Origin of the sequence: Streptomyces sp. NPDC059866 (assembly GCF_042731325.1) — a bacterium.
GTDB lineage: Bacteria > Actinomycetota > Actinomycetes > Streptomycetales > Streptomycetaceae > Streptomyces > Streptomyces flavusporus.
This window is the reverse complement of the sequence record NZ_JBHWJT010000002.1, coordinates 84,223-100,337: the sequence shown is the minus strand read 5'-3', so window position 1 is coordinate 100,337 and position 16,115 is coordinate 84,223. Positions and strand designations below refer to the sequence as shown.

General features: G+C 71.9%; 17 protein-coding genes. 13 read left to right on the top strand and 4 right to left on the bottom strand.

The window, feature by feature from the left end; translation table 11 throughout:
• Positions 1 to 2 precede the first annotated feature (2 nt).
• Together ACFV7R_RS02710 and ACFV7R_RS02705 are read left to right on the top strand one after the other, a co-directional pair.
• Positions 3 to 1,253 carry an alpha-L-fucosidase gene (locus tag ACFV7R_RS02710; protein WP_385259073.1) on the top strand — a complete coding sequence of 417 codons (1,251 nt, stop codon included), beginning with the start codon at positions 3 to 5 and terminating at the stop codon, positions 1,251 to 1,253.
• A gap of 165 nt (positions 1,254 to 1,418) precedes the next feature.
• Entirely contained in the window at positions 1,419 to 2,291 is an 873-nt protein-coding gene (locus ACFV7R_RS02705) for a sulfotransferase family protein (RefSeq protein WP_385259071.1), read from the top strand.
• A gap of 74 nt (positions 2,292 to 2,365) precedes the next feature.
• On the opposite strand, the gene ACFV7R_RS02700 is transcribed toward ACFV7R_RS02705, so the two are convergent.
• Positions 2,366 to 3,487, bottom strand: a complete 1,122-nt coding sequence (locus ACFV7R_RS02700) for an ATP-grasp domain-containing protein (RefSeq protein ID WP_385259069.1) — start codon at positions 3,485 to 3,487, stop codon at positions 2,366 to 2,368.
• 294 nt (positions 3,488 to 3,781) lie between these two features.
• On the opposite strand from ACFV7R_RS02700, the gene ACFV7R_RS02695 reads away from it, so the two are divergent.
• Positions 3,782 to 4,642: a metallophosphoesterase family protein gene (locus ACFV7R_RS02695; protein ID WP_385259067.1), complete on the top strand. Its 861-nt coding sequence runs from the start codon at positions 3,782 to 3,784 to the stop codon at positions 4,640 to 4,642.
• Positions 4,639 to 5,319, top strand: a complete 681-nt coding sequence (locus tag ACFV7R_RS02690; RefSeq protein ID WP_385259064.1) for a 4'-phosphopantetheinyl transferase — start codon at positions 4,639 to 4,641, stop codon at positions 5,317 to 5,319. Before ACFV7R_RS02695 ends, ACFV7R_RS02690 begins: the two co-directional genes overlap by 4 nt.
• A gap of 15 nt (positions 5,320 to 5,334) precedes the next feature.
• Here the strand turns inward: ACFV7R_RS02690 and ACFV7R_RS02685 are convergent, their stop codons facing one another.
• The 3 genes from ACFV7R_RS02685 to ACFV7R_RS02675 all read right to left on the bottom strand — a co-directional run bounded on the left by ACFV7R_RS02685 (position 5,335) and on the right by ACFV7R_RS02675 (position 7,007).
• Complete coding sequence (locus ACFV7R_RS02685) at positions 5,335 to 5,571, bottom strand: hypothetical protein (RefSeq protein ID WP_385259062.1); 237 nt, start codon at positions 5,569 to 5,571, stop codon at positions 5,335 to 5,337.
• A 216-nt stretch (positions 5,572 to 5,787) separates the two neighbouring features.
• Entirely contained in the window at positions 5,788 to 6,318 is a 531-nt protein-coding gene (locus tag ACFV7R_RS02680) for a toxin-antitoxin system, toxin component (protein ID WP_385259059.1), read from the bottom strand.
• 32 nt (positions 6,319 to 6,350) lie between these two features.
• Positions 6,351 to 7,007, bottom strand: a complete 657-nt coding sequence (locus ACFV7R_RS02675; protein WP_224738132.1) for a helix-turn-helix transcriptional regulator — start codon at positions 7,005 to 7,007, stop codon at positions 6,351 to 6,353.
• A 223-nt stretch (positions 7,008 to 7,230) separates the two neighbouring features.
• Between ACFV7R_RS02675 and ACFV7R_RS02670 the strand changes: the two genes are divergently transcribed.
• The 9 genes from ACFV7R_RS02670 (at position 7,231) to ACFV7R_RS02630 (ending at position 16,110) form a co-directional block, all read left to right on the top strand.
• Positions 7,231 to 7,902 (top strand): hypothetical protein, encoded by a 672-nt coding sequence (locus ACFV7R_RS02670; RefSeq protein WP_385259057.1) that lies wholly within the window; start codon positions 7,231 to 7,233, stop codon positions 7,900 to 7,902.
• 109 nt (positions 7,903 to 8,011) lie between these two features.
• The gene (locus ACFV7R_RS02665) at positions 8,012 to 9,169 is read left to right on the top strand and encodes an NAD(P)/FAD-dependent oxidoreductase (RefSeq protein ID WP_385259055.1); all 1,158 of its coding nucleotides are present in this window, start codon (positions 8,012 to 8,014) and stop codon (positions 9,167 to 9,169) included.
• A complete protein-coding gene (locus ACFV7R_RS02660; protein WP_385259053.1) occupies positions 9,166 to 9,465 on the top strand; it encodes a (2Fe-2S)-binding protein in 300 nt (99 codons plus the stop codon). Before ACFV7R_RS02665 ends, ACFV7R_RS02660 begins: the two co-directional genes overlap by 4 nt.
• Positions 9,458 to 10,858: an NAD(P)/FAD-dependent oxidoreductase gene (locus tag ACFV7R_RS02655; protein WP_385259052.1), complete on the top strand. Its 1,401-nt coding sequence runs from the start codon at positions 9,458 to 9,460 to the stop codon at positions 10,856 to 10,858. Before ACFV7R_RS02660 ends, ACFV7R_RS02655 begins: the two co-directional genes overlap by 8 nt.
• Positions 10,859 to 10,919: 61 nt before the next feature.
• Positions 10,920 to 11,816, top strand: coding sequence for a dihydrodipicolinate synthase family protein (locus tag ACFV7R_RS02650; protein WP_385259050.1), 897 nt, complete (start codon positions 10,920 to 10,922; stop codon positions 11,814 to 11,816).
• Positions 11,817 to 11,829: 13 nt separating this feature from the next.
• The gene (locus tag ACFV7R_RS02645; RefSeq protein WP_385259048.1) at positions 11,830 to 12,831 is read left to right on the top strand and encodes a proline racemase family protein; all 1,002 of its coding nucleotides are present in this window, start codon (positions 11,830 to 11,832) and stop codon (positions 12,829 to 12,831) included.
• Between the two features lie 59 nt (positions 12,832 to 12,890).
• A complete protein-coding gene (locus ACFV7R_RS02640) occupies positions 12,891 to 13,589 on the top strand; it encodes a GntR family transcriptional regulator (protein ID WP_385259045.1) in 699 nt (232 codons plus the stop codon).
• Between the two features lie 52 nt (positions 13,590 to 13,641).
• The gene (locus ACFV7R_RS02635; protein WP_206307160.1) at positions 13,642 to 14,640 is read left to right on the top strand and encodes a LacI family DNA-binding transcriptional regulator; all 999 of its coding nucleotides are present in this window, start codon (positions 13,642 to 13,644) and stop codon (positions 14,638 to 14,640) included.
• A 120-nt stretch (positions 14,641 to 14,760) separates the two neighbouring features.
• Positions 14,761 to 16,110: an ABC transporter substrate-binding protein gene (locus ACFV7R_RS02630; RefSeq protein WP_385259042.1), complete on the top strand. Its 1,350-nt coding sequence runs from the start codon at positions 14,761 to 14,763 to the stop codon at positions 16,108 to 16,110.
• The last annotated feature ends 5 nt before the right edge of the window (positions 16,111 to 16,115 follow it).

The following is a 16,115-nucleotide window of genomic DNA, read 5'->3' as shown; positions in this document are numbered from 1 at the left end:
CCGTGCCCGTACAACCCTGGTTCACCGATGCCAAGCTGGGGATCTTCGTCCACTGGGGCATCTACGCCGTCGAGGGCGTCCAGGAATCCTGGTCGTTCTACGACGACATCGTGCCGCACGACCAGTACATGTCCCAGCTCGACCGTTTCACCGCCTCCCGGTACGACCCGCGGGAGTGGGCGAAGCTCTTCGCCCGCGCCGGCGCCCGGTACGCCGTGCTCACCAGCCGCCACCACGACGGCGTCGCCCTGTGGGACACCGCCCACGGTGACCTGAACGTGGGCCGCGACCTGATAGCCGGCTACGCCGACGCCCTGCGCGAGCAGGGCCTCAAGGTCGGCCTGTACTACTCGCACTCCGACTGGAACCACCCCGACTACGCCTCCACGCGCAAGCCGGGCCGCCCGCCGGAACTGGAGGACAACCGCTACTCCGAGGTCGCGGCCGAGTTCGAGGACCTGGCCGCCTGGGAGCGGTTCATCGCCTACCGCGACGGTCAGATCCGCGAACTCACCAGCCGCTACAAGCCCGACCTGATGTGGTTCGACGGCGAGTGGGACCGCAGCGAGGAACAGTGGCGCATCCCGGAACTCGCCGCGCTCATCCGTTCCGAGGTGCCGGACGTCGTCCTCAACGCCCGCATGCTCAGCGAGGGCGACTACGCGACCCCCGAACAGGGCGCACCCGTCGTACCGCCCGAGGGCCCCTGGGAACTCTGTCTGACCATCAACGACTCCTGGGGACACCAGCACCACGACCACAACCACAAGTCGGTCGACCAGCTGATCCGCTACTTCACCGAGACCATCGGGGGCGGCGGCAATCTGCTGCTCAGCGTCGGGCCGCGGGAAGACGGCACCATCCCCGTCGAGCACGCCGAACGGCTCGAGGGCCTCGGCGCCTGGATCGCCCGGCACGCGGAGGCCGTGTACGGGACCGTGCGCGGTCTGCCCGCCGGCCATCACCACGGCCCGAGCACCCTCTCGAAGGACCGCCGCACGCTCTATCTGACCCTCTTCGACGCTCCACGCGCCGAGATCGGCGTACGCGGACTGCTGAGCTCCGTACGCCGGGTCACCGTGCTCGGCAGCGGAACCGAACTGGCCCACCGGGTCATCGGCGGTCTGCACGAAACACCGGGCGTGCTCTGGATCCAGCCGCCGGCCGCGGCGGACCTCGACCCGCACGCCACGGTGCTCGCGGTCGAACTGGACGGCGAGCTGGAGCTGTACCGGGGCTCGGGCCGGTTCTGAGGCCGGGGGCCGCCGCTGTTCCCATGAAGAATTAAGGAAGTGGTGAATCACCTGGTCACGGCGGCTCCGGCAGCCGCCGTGAACCGGACTCGTTGCCTCCTGGACACCTGGAGTTTGCCTGTGACCCCTGGGATGCCGGAGCAAGGAGTAGAGAAAGGTGGCACCGTGCGAGACCCGCGTATGTCCGCGATCGGGAAAGGGCTGAAGCGCCGCGGCCGGCTGATGGTCCAGGCGGTGAGCCCGCCGCGCCGCCAGCTGAACGCCGTGCCGGCCCCGCGGGCGCCCCGTGAGTCGTCGTACGTCGCCCCGCGCGCCCCGCGGCTCGTGGACTCGCCGGTGTTCGTGCTGTCCTCGGTGCGCTCCGGCTCGACCCTGCTGCGGGTGCTGCTGAACAGTCACAGCCGGGTCCGGGCCCCGCACGAGATGCATCTGCGCACCGTCCACGTCCAGCTGACCCGCAGCTTCAGCGCGGAGGCCATGAAGGCGCTGGAACTCGACAAGACCGAGCTGGAGCACCTGCTGTGGGACCGGGTGCTGCACCTGGAGCTCACCCGCAGCGGTAAGGACGTCATCGTCGACAAGACGCCGCCGAACACCCTCATCTGGCCCCGGCTGCACCGGTGTTGGCCCAACGCTCGCTACATCCTCCTGTTGCGTCACCCGGGCGCGGTCATCGCGTCCCTCACCGAGCGCCGTCAGGATCCCGACCTTCGGTCCATCCACGCCGAGGTCCTCGGGTACGCCGAGAAGCTGGAGGAGGCGCGCCGGAGCCTCGACGCGCACGTGATCACGTACGAGGAGCTCACCGCCGAGCCGGAGCAGACGACGCGCGGCCTGTGCGAGTACCTCGGTGTCGAGTGGGAGAGCGGCATGCTCGACTACGGCAGCCGGGACCACGGCACGTTCCGCCCCCAGCTCGGCGACTGGAGCAGCACCATCAAGTCGGGCCGCATCCAGCCCGCCAGGCCGGCCGACCCTTCCACCGAACTCCCGCCTCGGCTGGCGGAGCTGGCGAAGGCGTGGGGGTACTCGGTCTAGCGACGGGAGGGCACGGGCCAGGGGGGCGGGGAACTGCGCGACCAATCCCACACAACCCGCACCCGGCAGACGACCTAAAGCGGCAGTACCTCCCCCGCAGACTCAACCGGCGTCGGCTTTGGAACGGACGGCAACAGGGCCTCCCTGTCCTCCATCCTTTGCTGCGGAACCGTCACCGGCCTGAGCGGCCGCGGAGCGGACACCACCGTGTAGTCCTGCCCGAGGAACGGCGGCACGATCTCCCCGGGATCATCCCCGAGAGCCAACCGCACAGCCGCCCAGGGCGCATTGACCCCGCACAGCGACAGCTGGTGCAACCCACCCGCCGGACGCGCGTTGACATCCATCAGCACCGGCTGCTCGCCGAACATCCGGAACTGGATGTTGGACAGATGGTGCAGCCCGAAACCTTCCGCGAGCCGCCGCGCCGGCTCCAGCCACTGCTCGTGCAGCGTGAAACCCCGCCGGCGCCCGTTCTTCGTCCGCCCGACGATCAGCCGCACCCGGTTGTCCGTGCCGGTGAGGCAGTCCACGGACACCTCCGGCTGCTCCAGCCGCGGCATCACCAGCCAGTCGACGGGCTCGTCGGCCTGCCGCACCGCCTCGAGCACCAGGTCGAGCGGCACGTAGGGGCTCGGGAACCCGCTGAGGTGCAGAAGCGAGAAAGGGGCGCGTGTGATCACACGGAAGCCCACCCCGCCCGCCCCGGACGCCGGCTTGAAGCACGCCCTGTGCCCGGCCGCCTCCAACTCCTCGACGGCCGCGACCAGTTCGTCGGCGCTGCGCACTCGCCACCACGGCGGCACGGGCACGCCGATCGCCTGGACGGCCTCGTAGGCGATCACCTTGTCCTGGAAGACGGCCACGGCTTCCGGCGGCGGCGCCAGCAGCGCCGTACCCACCGCCTCGAACTCGGCGCGGTGCGCCACGATCGCCGCCTGGTGCAGCCGCGGCACGAACACGTCGATGCCGCGCCTGGCGCACTGGTCCAGGGCGAACTCGACGTACGCGGCCGGGGACAGGCCCTCCGGCTCCAGCTCGGCCGTGTCGGCGGCGGCCAGTACGGGCGAGTCGGGGTCGCCGTGCGTGGCGTGGATCTCGACGGCCCGGTCGCTGGGATTTCTCCGCAGCTGATCCATGAAGAACACGTTCTCCGCGTACGTGCGGTTGAGCCAGACGCGTACGCGAGAGACCATGCAGGCCGCCTTTCACGGTTCGCGGGCACGGCGGAGCGAGGCCGGCCCGGCCTGGGGTGGTTGGAGGGACACCGAACCGCCCCTGCGTGAAGGGAGTTTCGTGGCGGTGGTGTTGGGGCGATCATACGGCTTCGCGGACCCGCTGCGTGCAACGTGAGTGTTACGGATTCTCCGGTCGTGCGCACCCGCAGCGCGGGTTCCTGCCACCGCGCCGGTAGGCTCGGGTCGCCCTTGCCCGACGAGCCGCGGCTGTGTTCTCGTGGTCCCGTCCGTGTGATCGTAAGGGAGCGACAGGTGACATCGACGGCCAGTGGTGCCGGGCAGCTGCTGGCCATCAGCGACCTGCACATCGGGTACGCCGAGAACCGCGACCTGGTCAGGAAGATGCGCCCCGGCTCCGACGACGACTGGCTGCTCGTGGCCGGTGACGTCGCCGAAACCGTGGCCGACATCCGCTGGGCGCTGGAAACCCTCGCGGGCCGCTTCCGCAAGGTGATCTGGGCGCCCGGCAACCACGAACTGTGGACCCACCCGTCGGACCCCGTCACCCTGCGCGGAGTCGCCCGCTACGAGCACCTGGTCGAGGTGTGCCGTGAGCTGGGCGTGACGACACCCGAGGACCCCTACCCGGTCTGGGACGGCCCCGGCGGCCCGGTGGCCGTGGCGCCGCTGTTCCTGCTGTACGACTACAGCTTCCTGCCCTCCGGCTGTACGACCAAGGACGAGGGCCTGGCGTACGCGCACTCGACCGGCATCGTCTGCAACGACGAGTACCTGCTGCACCCCGACCCCTATCCCACGCGTGAGGACTGGTGCCGGGCCCGGGTCGCGGAGAGCGAGCGCCGGCTCACCGAGCTCCCCGAGGACCTGCCGACCGTCCTGGTCAACCACTATCCGCTGGACCGGCACCCGACGGAGGTCCTCTGGTACCCCGAGTTCGCCATGTGGTGCGGCACCCGGCTGACCGCGGACTGGCATCGCCGGTTCCGGGTGGAGACCATGGTCTACGGGCACCTGCACATCCCGCGGACCACCTGGCACGAGGGCGTCCGCTTCGAAGAGGTGTCCGTGGGCTACCCGCGCGAATGGCGTAAGCGCCCGCAGCCGCCCGGCCGGCTGCGCCGCATCCTGCCGAGAGAGGAAGCGACCCGGTGATCGAGGAGCTGCTGCCCGACTCCGTGGTGGCCGTCGAGGCGCACGACGACGACGGGACCGAGCCGGCGCCGCTGTACCCGGAGGAAGCGGCGGTGGTCGCGCGGGCCGTCGCCAAGCGCCGGCGTGAGTTCGCCGTCGTACGCGGCTGCGCCCGCCGCGCCATGGAGAAGCTCGGCGTGCCACCGCAGGCCCTCCTGCCCGGGGAGCGCGGCGCCCCGCGCTGGCCGGACGGCCTGATCGGCAGCATGACCCACTGCGACGGCTACGGCGCCGCCGCCCTGGTCCGCGCCACCGACCTGGCCTCCCTCGGTATCGACGCCGAACCCCACGCACCGCTCCCGGAGGGCGTCCTGGAGTCCGTCGCCCTGCCGGGCGAGCAGGACCGGCTGCGCCGCCTGGCCGCGGAGCACCCCGCGGTCCCGTGGGACCGGCTCCTGTTCAGCGCCAAGGAGTCGGTCTACAAGGCGTGGTTCCCGCTCACCCGGAAGTGGCTGGACTTCTCGGAGGCCGACATCGATCTCGTCCTGGACCCGCACGGGCGGATGCACGGCCGTTTCCACGCCGCACTGCTCGTACCGGGCCCCGTCGTCGGCGGCGAACGCCTCGGCGGCTTCGAGGGACGCTGGACCGTCCAACGGGGTCTGGTGGCAACGGCGGTGGCGGTGCCGCACATCTGACGGCGGCCGGAACCATCAGGGCTCCGGGCACCAGCTCTGCAGCAGGCGGAAGAACTCCTCCTCGTTGCCGGTCAGGCCCGCGGCTGCCAGCGCCTGCTCCGCCTCGGCGAGGACGGCGGGCGGGACGACGGGTGGCAGCCGGGCGTCCGGTGGGCCGGCCGCGGTGTCGTACGCCGCTCGTACCGTGTGCAGCAGCCGAAGGTAGGCCTGCACGGCCATGCGCTCGCGGTCGGTCAGTACGGCTGTGGGCATCGGTCGGCTCTCCCCGCCTCGTCGTGGCCTCACGCGCCCGGAGGGCACGTACGCCCCGCTCACCGGTGGCGCCCCTCCAGCTTGCCGTCCACCACTGACAATCCGGCTCTGCCGCCCCTCGGTTCGCCCGCTCAGCGGAGGCGGAACCTCGTCCGAACCCCGGTAGAACAGCTGCCCTACGCTGGAAAACAGGCGCGGTGGGGCGGGGCGTCGGCCTCAGCCCTGCGGGCCCAGATACCCCAGCGACGCCTCGATCCGCCCGGCGAGATGATCCCGCTGCACCGGACCGCGCAGCGCCGAACCGGCAAGCCACGTACGGCACTTGCTGGCGAGCAGCAGCCCGAAGCTCTCCGCCTCCTTCTCGTCGGCGAGGTCGAACCGGGTGCGGGCGGCGACCTTCAGGACCGTGGCCTGGAGATCGGCGTTGTCGTCGAGTAAACGGGCCGCGACCGCGGCGCCCTCGACGTGATGGCTGCAGTGCCCCTGCTTCATGTGCCACAGCTCGTGCCCGAGGATCACCAACTGGTGGTCGGGCGCGGTGCGTTCCTCGATGACCACGAGGTCCTGGTCGGCCATGTCGAGCCACAGCCCGCTGGCCGTGCCGGGCGGGAAGGCGGCCGTACGGAAGTGGACGGGGCGGCCGCGGCGTCTGCTCATCGCGTCGCACAGGGCGGCGTACAGGTCGGCGGGCCTGGCCGGCGCGGGCAGCGCGAGCTCCGCTACCAGCTCGCCGCACAGCCGGCGCATTTCCCTACCGATGCCCACAGGTAACCCCCGGATCACGACTCGGGCCGCTGCACGCTCTCCAGGAGCATGTCCAGCCACTCGGCGACCTTGTCACGGTGCTGGTCGGTGGGCAGTTGGGCGGCCCGCCAGGCGATGCCGCGGACGCCGTGGTCCTGCAGCAGCCGCTCCAGCGGGTCGTCGGCGGCCGCGGCCGCCTCCCGCTCCCGGTCGGCGAGTTTCTGCAGCAGCTCCTGCTCGGTGCGCTGCAGCGTGCCCGCCAGCGCCTCCGGATCCTCTGCTGTGAGGAATCCGGCGTGCACCCGGAAGAAGCGCTGGATGGCGTCGCAGTGCTCCATGGTCGGCCGCCGGTCGCCGTTGATCAGGGCGCCGGCCTGCTGTCGCGACATGCCCGCGCCGTCGGCGATCTCCTGCTGGGTGTACCTGCGCCCGTTGGGTTTCAGCCGGGTGCGGCGCAGCAGGTCCAGCCGCTGCAGGAACCGGGCCTGCACGTCCGGCTCGCCTGCCGGGCGCCCGCTCAGCAGGTCCTTGACGACGGGCTCGGGGACACCGGAGGCCACGGACAGCCGGGCCGTGTCGAAGACCTCCGCGTGCGGTACGCCGAGCCGGCCGGCGAGCGCGGTGACGCGGGCGATCACGGCCGGCAGCGTGGCCGTCGCCGTGGCGCCCGGAACCTCGTAGCCATCCGTCACCGACAGGTCTCCTACGTCTCTCACAGGCTTGTGGTCAGTGGTTGCCGTGAACTTCCCGGAGATTAGCGGGTGCTTCGAACTCACATCCAGGTCTCGCCACAACTGTGGCCAATTTCAGCCGTCAACGGGCATGAAATGCCACGATAGTTGACATCACAAGCGTCGGAGCAGCAGGATCGGGACGCCGCGTGAAGGCCGCATAGGCAAGAGGGGTGACCTCCCGATGGCACATCAGGCAGGAGGGCAGCGGTCCGCGCTGCGGTCCGTCCCCGAGCGTTCCGAGGTGCGGTCGTACCTCCAGGACTACACCACGTTGCTCGAGGCCGTCCCGTTTCCGTCCGTCGTCGTCGACCACTGCTGGGACGTCGTCCTGGCCAACAGCGCGTTCCAGAGCCTCTTCCGCGAGATCGGTCCGCATCCGACGGCGATGCCGGGCGACAACTTCCTCAGGTTCGTGCTGTTCCACCCCGAAGCGCCCGCCGTCCTCGGTGAGCACGAGTCCCGCTGGTTCCTGCCGATGCTGGCCCACTTCGCGGCCGCCGTGGAGCGGCACGGACACGACCACGGACTGCAGGCGATCCGCCGGGAGATCGCACAGGACCCGATCATGGAGGCCGCCTACCGGCAGGGCCTGCCGCACTGGATCCGGTCCGTCGGTGAGGCCGCTGTCGAGCACGACGGGGCGGTCCGCCCGTTGCTGCACCCCGACCCGCGCTGGGGCGCCACCGAGTGCCGCATCGTCGGCGAGACCCCGAGGACCCTGCAGGACATGGGATACACCCGGCTGACCATGGTGCTGCGCGAAGTGCGCCGGCCGGCTCCCGCCCCGCGCCGCCGGCCGCGCGACCGCCGCACGGCGAGCCACCTCAGCGTGGTGCCCGCCCCCGAGGCCTGACCGGGCACCGTCGGCGTTCAGGTCGCCGGCGGCGCCACGGTCGGGGTTTCCCTGCATCCGCCGTGCGCGAGGTGTTCCGCCCACCTGTGCTGTGTGACATATTACTGCTGTGGGCAACCAACTCACCTGCGATGTCGTGGTCGTCGGGGCCGGAATGGTGGGCGCCGCGTGCGCCCTGTACGCGGCCCGGGCCGGCCTCGACGTCGTCGTGGTCGACCGCGGTCCGGTGGCCGGCGGCACGACCGGCGCCGGCGAGGGCAATGTCCTCGTCTCCGACAAGGAGCCGGGCCCCGAGCTGGACCTCGCGCTGTTGTCGAGCCGGTTGTGGGCCGACCTTGCGCAGGAGTTCGAAAAGTCCGTCGAGTACGAGGCCAAGGGCGGCGTCGTGGTGGCGTCGACCCCCGACGGGCTCACCGCACTGGAGCGCTTCGCCGCCGGGCAGCGCGCCGCAGGAGTCATAGCGCAGCCGGTTGCGGCCGACACGCTGTACGACCTCGAACCCCATCTCGCCCCGGGCCTTCCGGGCGGCGTGCACTACCCGCAGGACTCCCAGGTCATGCCCGCCCTGGCCGCCGCCGAGCTGCTGCGGGCCTCCGGCGCCCGCCTCCTCACCGGCCGGAACGTGACGGACGTACTGCGCACCCCGGACGGCGCCGTCCGCGGAGTCCGTACCGACCGGGGCGATGTGCACGCCCCGGCGGTGGTCAACGCGGCCGGCACCTGGGGCGCGCAACTCGCCGCGCTCGCGGGCACGTTCCTGCCCGTCCTCCCGCGCCGCGGCTTCGTCCTCGTCACCGAACCGCTCCCGCGCCTGGTCCGTCACAAGGTGTACGCCGCCGACTACGTGGCCGACGTGGCCAGCGACTCGGCGCAGCTCCAGACCTCGCCGGTCGTGGAGGGCACCGCCGCCGGGCCGGTACTGATCGGCGCGAGCCGCGAACGCGTCGGTTTCGACCGGACCTTCTCCCTGCCCGTCGTCCGGGCCCTGGCGGCGGGCGCGACCCGGCTGTTCCCGTTCCTTGAGCGGGTCCGCGCCCTGCGCGCCTACCTCGGCTTCCGCCCGTATCTGCCCGACCACCTGCCCGCCATCGGCCCCGACCCCCGGGTTCCCGGTCTGCACCACGCCTGCGGCCACGAGGGCGCGGGCATCGGGCTCGCCACCGGCACCGGTCACCTGATCGCGCAGGTGCTCACCGCGCAGACCCCCGATCTCGACCTGACGCCGTTGCGCCCCGACCGCTTTCCCGCACCCGAGGAGGGACCGTGAACCCGCTGGAGCTGGCGCGCGCGCAACCGGGACCGGCCTTCACGGTCACCCTGGACGGCCGCGCGATCGAGGCACTGCCCGGCCAGACGGTCGCCGCCGCGCTCTGGTCGGCCGGCGTCACCTCGTGGCGCGCCACCCGGGGCGCGGGCCGGCCGCGCGGGATCTTCTGCGGGATCGGCGTCTGCTTCGACTGTCTGGTGACCGTCAACGACCGCCCCAACCAGCGGGCCTGTCTGGTGCCGGTGCGGCCGGACGATGCGATCCGTACGCAGGAGGGGACGGGCCACGATGACTGAGCGACCGCACCTTGCGGTGATCGGCGCGGGTCCGGCGGGGCTCGCCGCCACCGTCGCCGCGGCGGCGCGCGGGGTCCGGGTCACGCTGGTGGACGCGGCGACCGAGGCGGGCGGGCAGTTCTACCGGCAGCCCGCCGCCGGGCTCGCCGCCCGCCGCCCGCAGGCCCTGCACCACCACTGGCGGACCTGGCGGCGGCTGCGGGACGCCCTCGCCGGGCACGTCGAGGCGGGCCGCGTCACACACCTGACGGACCATCATGTGTGGTTCGTGGAGCGCGGGCCGGCCGGCGACTGCACCGTGCACGCGCTGCTCGGCCCCGAGCAGGCGGAACCCGCCACCGTCCGGTCCGACGCCGTCCTCCTCGCCACCGGCGGATACGAGAGGGTCCTGCCCTTCCCCGGCTGGACCCTGCCCGGCGTCGTCACCGCCGGCGGGGCCCAGGCCATGCTCAAGGGCACCCTCGCCGTGCCCGGACGCACCGCCGTGGTCGCCGGAACCGGCCCGTTGCTGCTCCCGGTGGCGACCGGCCTCGCCGCGGCCGGTGTCGAGGTGGCCGCGCTCGTCGAGTCCGCCGCCCCCGCGGCGTTCCTGCGGCAGGCCCGCGCGCTGGCGGCGCAGCCGGACAAGGTCGCCGAAGGGGCCGGATTCGCGGCCCGGTTGCTCCGGCACCGGGTACGCACTCTCGTCCGGCACACCGTCGTCGAGGCCCACGGCACCGACCGGCTGACGGCGGTCACCGTCGCCGCCCTGGACGCCGACGGCCGGATCCGGCCGGGCAGTGAACGCCGTATCCCCTGCGACACCCTCGCCGTCGGCCACGGCATGCTGCCGCACACCGACCTCGCCGAGACCCTCGGCTGCCGCCTCGACGGGGCCGGCGTGCACGTCGACGACGAACAGCGCACCGACGTCCCCGGCGTCTGGGCGGCCGGCGAGACCACCGGCATCGGCGGTTCCGCGCTCGCCCTCGCCGAGGGCCGCATCGCAGGATGCTCCGCCGCCGCCCGCCTGCACGGCACCGCACCCGACCCGCGCACCTGGGCCGCGGCGGCGAGGTCCCGTACCCGTCTGCGGGCGTTCTTCGCCGCCCTCGACACCGGGTACGCGCCGCCCGCGCACTGGGCCGAACAGGTCACCGACGACACCGTCGTGTGCCGGTGCGAGGAGGTCACCGCGCAGGCGGTCCGCGTGGCCGTGGGCGAGCTGGGCGCCGGCGACCTGCGGACCGTGAAGCTGCTGACGCGGGCCGGGATGGGCTGGTGCCAGGGCCGGATGTGCGAACCCGCGGTCGCCGGGCTCGCCGGGTGCCCTCAGACCGCGGGGCGCAGGCCGTTCGCCCGGCCGGTGCCGCTCGGCGTCCTGGCGCGCGCGGGCGAACCGGACGACGACTGACCGAGCCCCACAGCTGCCGACAGCGACATGTCACACCGCATGGAGAGGGACCACACCGCAGATGACCGTCACCGAGAACCGACCCTGGCGCGGCGTCCTCGTCGCCACCGCGCTCCCGCTGACCGACGACCTGTCCGTCGACCACGACGCATACGCCGAGCACTGCGCCTGGCTGATCGAGAACGGCTGTGACGGCGTCGTCCCCAACGGCTCGCTCGGCGAGTACCAGGTGCTCACGCCCGAGGAACGCGCCCAGGTCGTCGAGACGGCCGTGGCCGCGATCGGCGGCGCCCGGGTGATGCCCGGGGTCGCCGCGTACGGCTCGGCGGAGGCCCGGCGCTGGGCCGAGCAGGCGCGCGAGGCGGGCTGCGCCGCCGTGATGCTGCTGCCGCCCAACGCCTACCGCGCCGACGAGCGGTCCGTCGTGGCGCACTACGCCGAGGTGGCGAAGGCCGGCCTGCCGGTCGTGGCGTACAACAACCCGATCGACACCAAGGTCGACCTCGTACCCGAACTCCTCGCCCGGCTGCACGGCGAGGGCCACATCCACGCCGTCAAGGAGTTCTCCGGCGATGTGCGCCGCGCCTACCGGATCGCCGAACTCGCCCCGGACCTGGACCTGTTGATCGGCGCCGACGACGTCCTGCTGGAGCTCGCGATCGCAGGTGCGAAGGGCTGGGTGGCCGGCTACCCCAACGCGCTGCCGAGGTCGACCGTCGAGCTGTACCGCGCCGCCGTCGACGGGGACCTCGCGACGGCCCGGTCGCTCTACGCGCAGCTGCACCCGCTGCTGCGCTGGGACTCCAGGGTCGAGTTCGTACAGGCGATCAAGCTGTCCATGGACGTGGTGGGCCGCCACGGCGGCCGCTGCCGTCCGCCCCGTGTCCCGCTGCTGCCCGAGCAGGAAGCCGTCGTCCGCGCCGCCACGGAGAAGGCCGTGGCGGCCGGGCTCGCCTGAAGGAGCCCGTCCCATGCGCAGCACACTCGTCCTGCACGCCGTCGACTCGCACACCGAGGGCATGCCCACCCGGGTGATCACCGGCGGGATCGGCACGATCCCCGGCGCCACGATGAACGAGCGCCGGCTGTACTTCCGCGAACACCGCGACGACATCAAGCAGTTGCTGATGAACGAGCCGCGCGGCCACTCCGCGATGAGCGGCGCGGTCCTCCAGCCGCCGACGCGCCCGGACTGCGACTGGGGCGTGGTCTACATCGAGGTCTCCGGCTATCTGCCGATGTGCGGGCACGGCACGATCGGCGTGGCCACCGTCCTCGTGGAGACCGGCATGGTCGAGGTCGTCGAGCCGGTCACCACCATCCGCCTGGACACCCCCGCGGGGCTCGTCGTCGCCGAGGTCGCGGTGAAGGACGGCGCCGCGCAGGCGGTGACCCTCACCAACGTCCCGTCCTTCAGCGTCGGCCTCGACCGCAAGGCCACGCTCGCCGACGGGCGGACGGTGACGTACGACCTCGCCTACGGCGGCAACTTCTACGCCATCCTGCCGCTGGAGCAGTTCGGCCTGCCCTTCGACCGCTTCCGCAAGGACGACATCCTCAAGGCCGGCCTCGCCCTCATGGACGCCGTCAACGCCGAGGCGGAACCGGTGCACCCCGAGGATCCGTCCATCCGCGGCTGTCACCACGTCCACCTGTACGCCCCCGGTGCCACCGCCCGCCACTCACGGCACGCGATGGTGATCCATCCCGGCTGGTTCGACCGCTCGCCCTGCGGTACGGGTACCAGCGCGCGCATGGCACAGTTGCACGCGCGCGGCGAACTGCCCCTGCACACCGAGTTCGTGAACGAGTCCTTCATCGGAACGCGGTTCACCGGACGGCTGCTCGGCACGACCGAGGTGGCCGGTGTCCCCGCCGTCCTGCCGAGCTTCACCGGCCGCGCCTGGATCACCGGCACCGCGCAGTACCTGCTCGACCCCACCGACCCCTTCCCGGCCGGTTTCGTCCTCTAGACCGTCCGCGCCCCCGCCCGCACCACCTGACACATCTGCCCGCACAAGGAGACGCCCCCATGCCCGCCCGGCGCACCAGCCCCCCGTCCGCCGCTGCCCCCGCCCTGCCGGCACTCGGCGGCAGGAAGAGCAGCTACCGGGAGCGGGTCGCCGACGCGCTGCGGGCCGCGCTGATCGCCGGGGAACTGCGCCCCGGCGAGGTGTACTCCGCGCCGGTACTGGCCGCCCGCTTCGGCGTCTCCGCGACCCCCGTGCGCGAGGCGCTGCTGGACCTGGCCAAGGAGGGCCTCGTCGACACCGTCCCCAACAAGGGCTTCCGGGTCACCGCGGTCTCCGAGCAACAGCTCGACGAGTACACCCACATCCGCCGGCTCATCGAGATCCCCACGGTCGTGGACCTGGCCAGGACCGCGGACCCGGTCTCGCTCGAGGCGCTGCGCCCGGCCGCACAGGAGATCGTCACCGCCGCCGCGGCCGGGGACCTCATCGCCTACGTCGAGGCCGACACCAGGTTCCACCTGGGCCTGCTCGCCCTCGCGGGCAACGCCCACCTCGTCGAGGTCGTCGGCGACCTGCGGGGGCGCTCCCGGCTGTACGGCCTCACCGCCCTCGTGGCGGCGGGACGCCTGCTCGCCTCCGCCGAGGAGCACCTCGAACTCCTCGACGCCCTGCTGGCGCGCGACGAGCCGGCCGTCCGCGAGGTGATGGCCCGGCACCTCGGTCATGTGCGGGGTCAGTGGGCGGCGCCCGGCGGCTGACCGTCGTCACCTCACGCAAGTCACTTGCGATTCTTGCGCTATTCTTGCGCGCATGACGCGACGACTTGCGGAAGTGGCGAAGAAGGTCGGGGTCAGCGAGGCCACGGTCAGCCGGGTGCTCAACGGAAAGCCCGGAGTCTCCGAAGCCACCCGGCAGGCGGTGCTGTCCGCCCTGGACGTCCTCGGCTACGAGCGGCCCACCCAGCTGCGCGGTGAGCGTGCCCGGCTCGTCGGCCTGGTCCTGCCCGAGCTGCAGAACCCGATCTTCCCGGCGTTCGCCGAGGTGATCGGCGGGGCGCTCGCCCAGCTCGGCCTGACGCCGGTGCTGTGCACCCAGACCAAGGGCGGCGTCTCCGAGGCCGACTATGTCGCGCTGCTGCTGCAGCAGCAGGTCTCCGGCGTCGTCTTCGCCGGCGGCCTGTACGCCCAGGCCGACGCCCCGCACGACCACTACCGGCTGCTCGCCGACCGCAACATCCCGGTCGTCCTCGTCAACGCGGCCATCGAGCACCTCGGCTTCCCGGGCGTCTCCTGCGACGACGCGGTCGCCGTCGAGCAGGCCTGGCGGCATCTGGCCTCGCTGGGCCACGAGCGGATCGGGCTGGTCCTCGGACCCGGCGACCACATGCCGTCGGCGCGCAAGCTGGCCGCCGCGCGCGCTGTCGCCGGGGATCTGCCGGACGAGCGCGTGGCGCGGGCCATCTTCTCCATCGAGGGCGGTCACGCGGCGGCCTCCCGGCTGATCGACCGCGGGGTCACCGGGTTCATCTGCGCCAGCGACCCGCTCGCCCTCGGTGTGGTACGGGCCGCCCGGCGCAAGGGACTTGACGTCCCGTCGCAGATCTCGGTCGTCGGCTACGACGACTCCGCGCTGATGAACTGCACGGAACCGCCGCTGACCACGGTCCGCCAGCCCATCGAGTCGATGGGCAGGGCGGTCGTCGAACTGCTCAACGCGCAGATCGGCGGCAGCTCGGTGGCAGCCGAGGAACTGCTGTTCGAGCCGGAGCTGGTGGTGCGGGGGTCCACGGCACAAGCCCCTCGCGACTGAGATCCGCGGACATTCCACAGGGCTGTTCAATAATTTCAGATTCTGCGCGACATCTTGCGTGACGATGTCGTCGGTGCTTGAGTGTGCGGCGCCCACCGCTCCTGCCCAAAGGGGTCACCGATGAGTAGCACCGGGTTCCGCCGTACCTTCCTCACGCTCCTGGCCTGTTCGTCCCTCGCCCTGACCGCCTGCGGGTCCGGCGACGAGGACGACTCGGCGAGCGGGAAGACCCGCATCACGGTCAACTGCATGCCGCCCAAGAGCGCCAAGGTCGACCGGCAGTTCTTCGAGGAGGACATCGCCGCCTTCGAGAAGCAGAACCCGGACATCGACGTCGTCCCGCACGACGCGTTCCCCTGCCAGGACCCGAAGACGTTCGACGCCAAGCTCGCGGGCGGGCAGATGGAGGACGTCTTCTACACGTACTTCACCGATGCCAGGCACGTCGTCGACATCAACCAGGCGGCCGATCTCACCCCGTACGTCAAGGAGCTGAAGAGCTACGAGACCATCCAGCAGCAGCTGCGCGACATCTACACCGTCGACGGAAAGATCTACGGCATCCCGCGCACCGGCTACTCGATGGGCCTGATCTACCACCGCGCACTCTTCGAGGAGGCCGGCCTCGACCCCGACCAGCCGCCCACCACCTGGGACGAGGTGCGGGAGGCCGCCCAGAAGATCGCCGCTCTCGGCGACGGCACCGTCGGCTACGCCGACTACAGCGCCCAGAACCAGGGCGGCTGGCACTTCACCGCCGAGCTGTACTCCCAGGGCGGCGACGTCGTCAGCGCCGACGGCACGAAGGCCACCGTCGACACCCCCGAGGGCCGGGCGGTCCTGCAGACCCTGCACGACATGCGCTGGACGGACGAGTCGATGGGCAGCAAGCAGCTGCTCGTCATCAACGACGTCCAGCAGATGATGGGCTCCGGCAAGCTCGGCATGTACCTCGCCGCCCCCGACAACATCCCGATCCTGGTCAAGGAGAAGGGTGCCGACTACGAGGACATCGCCATCGCCCCGATGCCGGGCGGCGAGGCCACCCTCGTCGGCGGCGACGGTTACATGTTCAACAAGAAGGCCACGCCCGAGCAGATCCGGGCCGGCCTCAAGTGGCTCGACCACATGTTCCTCACCCCCGGCGACGGATTCCTCGGCGACTACGCCCGCGCGAAGAAGAACGACGCGCCCGTGGGCCTGCCCGAGCCGCGGTTGTTCAGCGGCGCCGCCGACGAGAAGGACCAGCAGGTCAAGCAGGCCAACGCCAATGTGCCCGTGGAGAACTACCAGGCCTTCCTCGACGGCAACCAGGACCTCGAGATGAAGATCGAGCCGCCGAACGCCCAGCAGATCTACTCCGTCCTCGACGGTGTCGTCTCCGCCGTCCTGACCAAGGAGGACGCCGACATCGACCAGCTCCTCGAGGACGCCTCCGGCAAGATCGACGGCATCCTGGCCCGGAGCTGACGGAC

Coding starts and splice junctions, on each gene's coding strand:
- ACFV7R_RS02700 (WP_385259069.1), bottom strand. CDS start 3,487: ATGGTCTCTCGCGTACGCGTCTGGCTCAACCGCACGTACGCGGAGAAC.
- ACFV7R_RS02685 (WP_385259062.1), bottom strand. CDS start 5,571: ATGCCCACAGCCGTACTGACCGACCGCGAGCGCATGGCCGTGCAGGCC.
- ACFV7R_RS02670 (WP_385259057.1), top strand. CDS start 7,231: ATGGCACATCAGGCAGGAGGGCAGCGGTCCGCGCTGCGGTCCGTCCCC.
- ACFV7R_RS02640 (WP_385259045.1), top strand. CDS start 12,891: ATGCCCGCCCGGCGCACCAGCCCCCCGTCCGCCGCTGCCCCCGCCCTG.
- ACFV7R_RS02630 (WP_385259042.1), top strand. CDS start 14,761: ATGAGTAGCACCGGGTTCCGCCGTACCTTCCTCACGCTCCTGGCCTGT.
- ACFV7R_RS02635 (WP_206307160.1), top strand. CDS start 13,642: ATGACGCGACGACTTGCGGAAGTGGCGAAGAAGGTCGGGGTCAGCGAG.
- ACFV7R_RS02645 (WP_385259048.1), top strand. CDS start 11,830: ATGCGCAGCACACTCGTCCTGCACGCCGTCGACTCGCACACCGAGGGC.
- ACFV7R_RS02650 (WP_385259050.1), top strand. CDS start 10,920: ATGACCGTCACCGAGAACCGACCCTGGCGCGGCGTCCTCGTCGCCACC.
- ACFV7R_RS02655 (WP_385259052.1), top strand. CDS start 9,458: ATGACTGAGCGACCGCACCTTGCGGTGATCGGCGCGGGTCCGGCGGGG.
- ACFV7R_RS02680 (WP_385259059.1), bottom strand. CDS start 6,318: ATGCGCCGGCTGTGCGGCGAGCTGGTAGCGGAGCTCGCGCTGCCCGCG.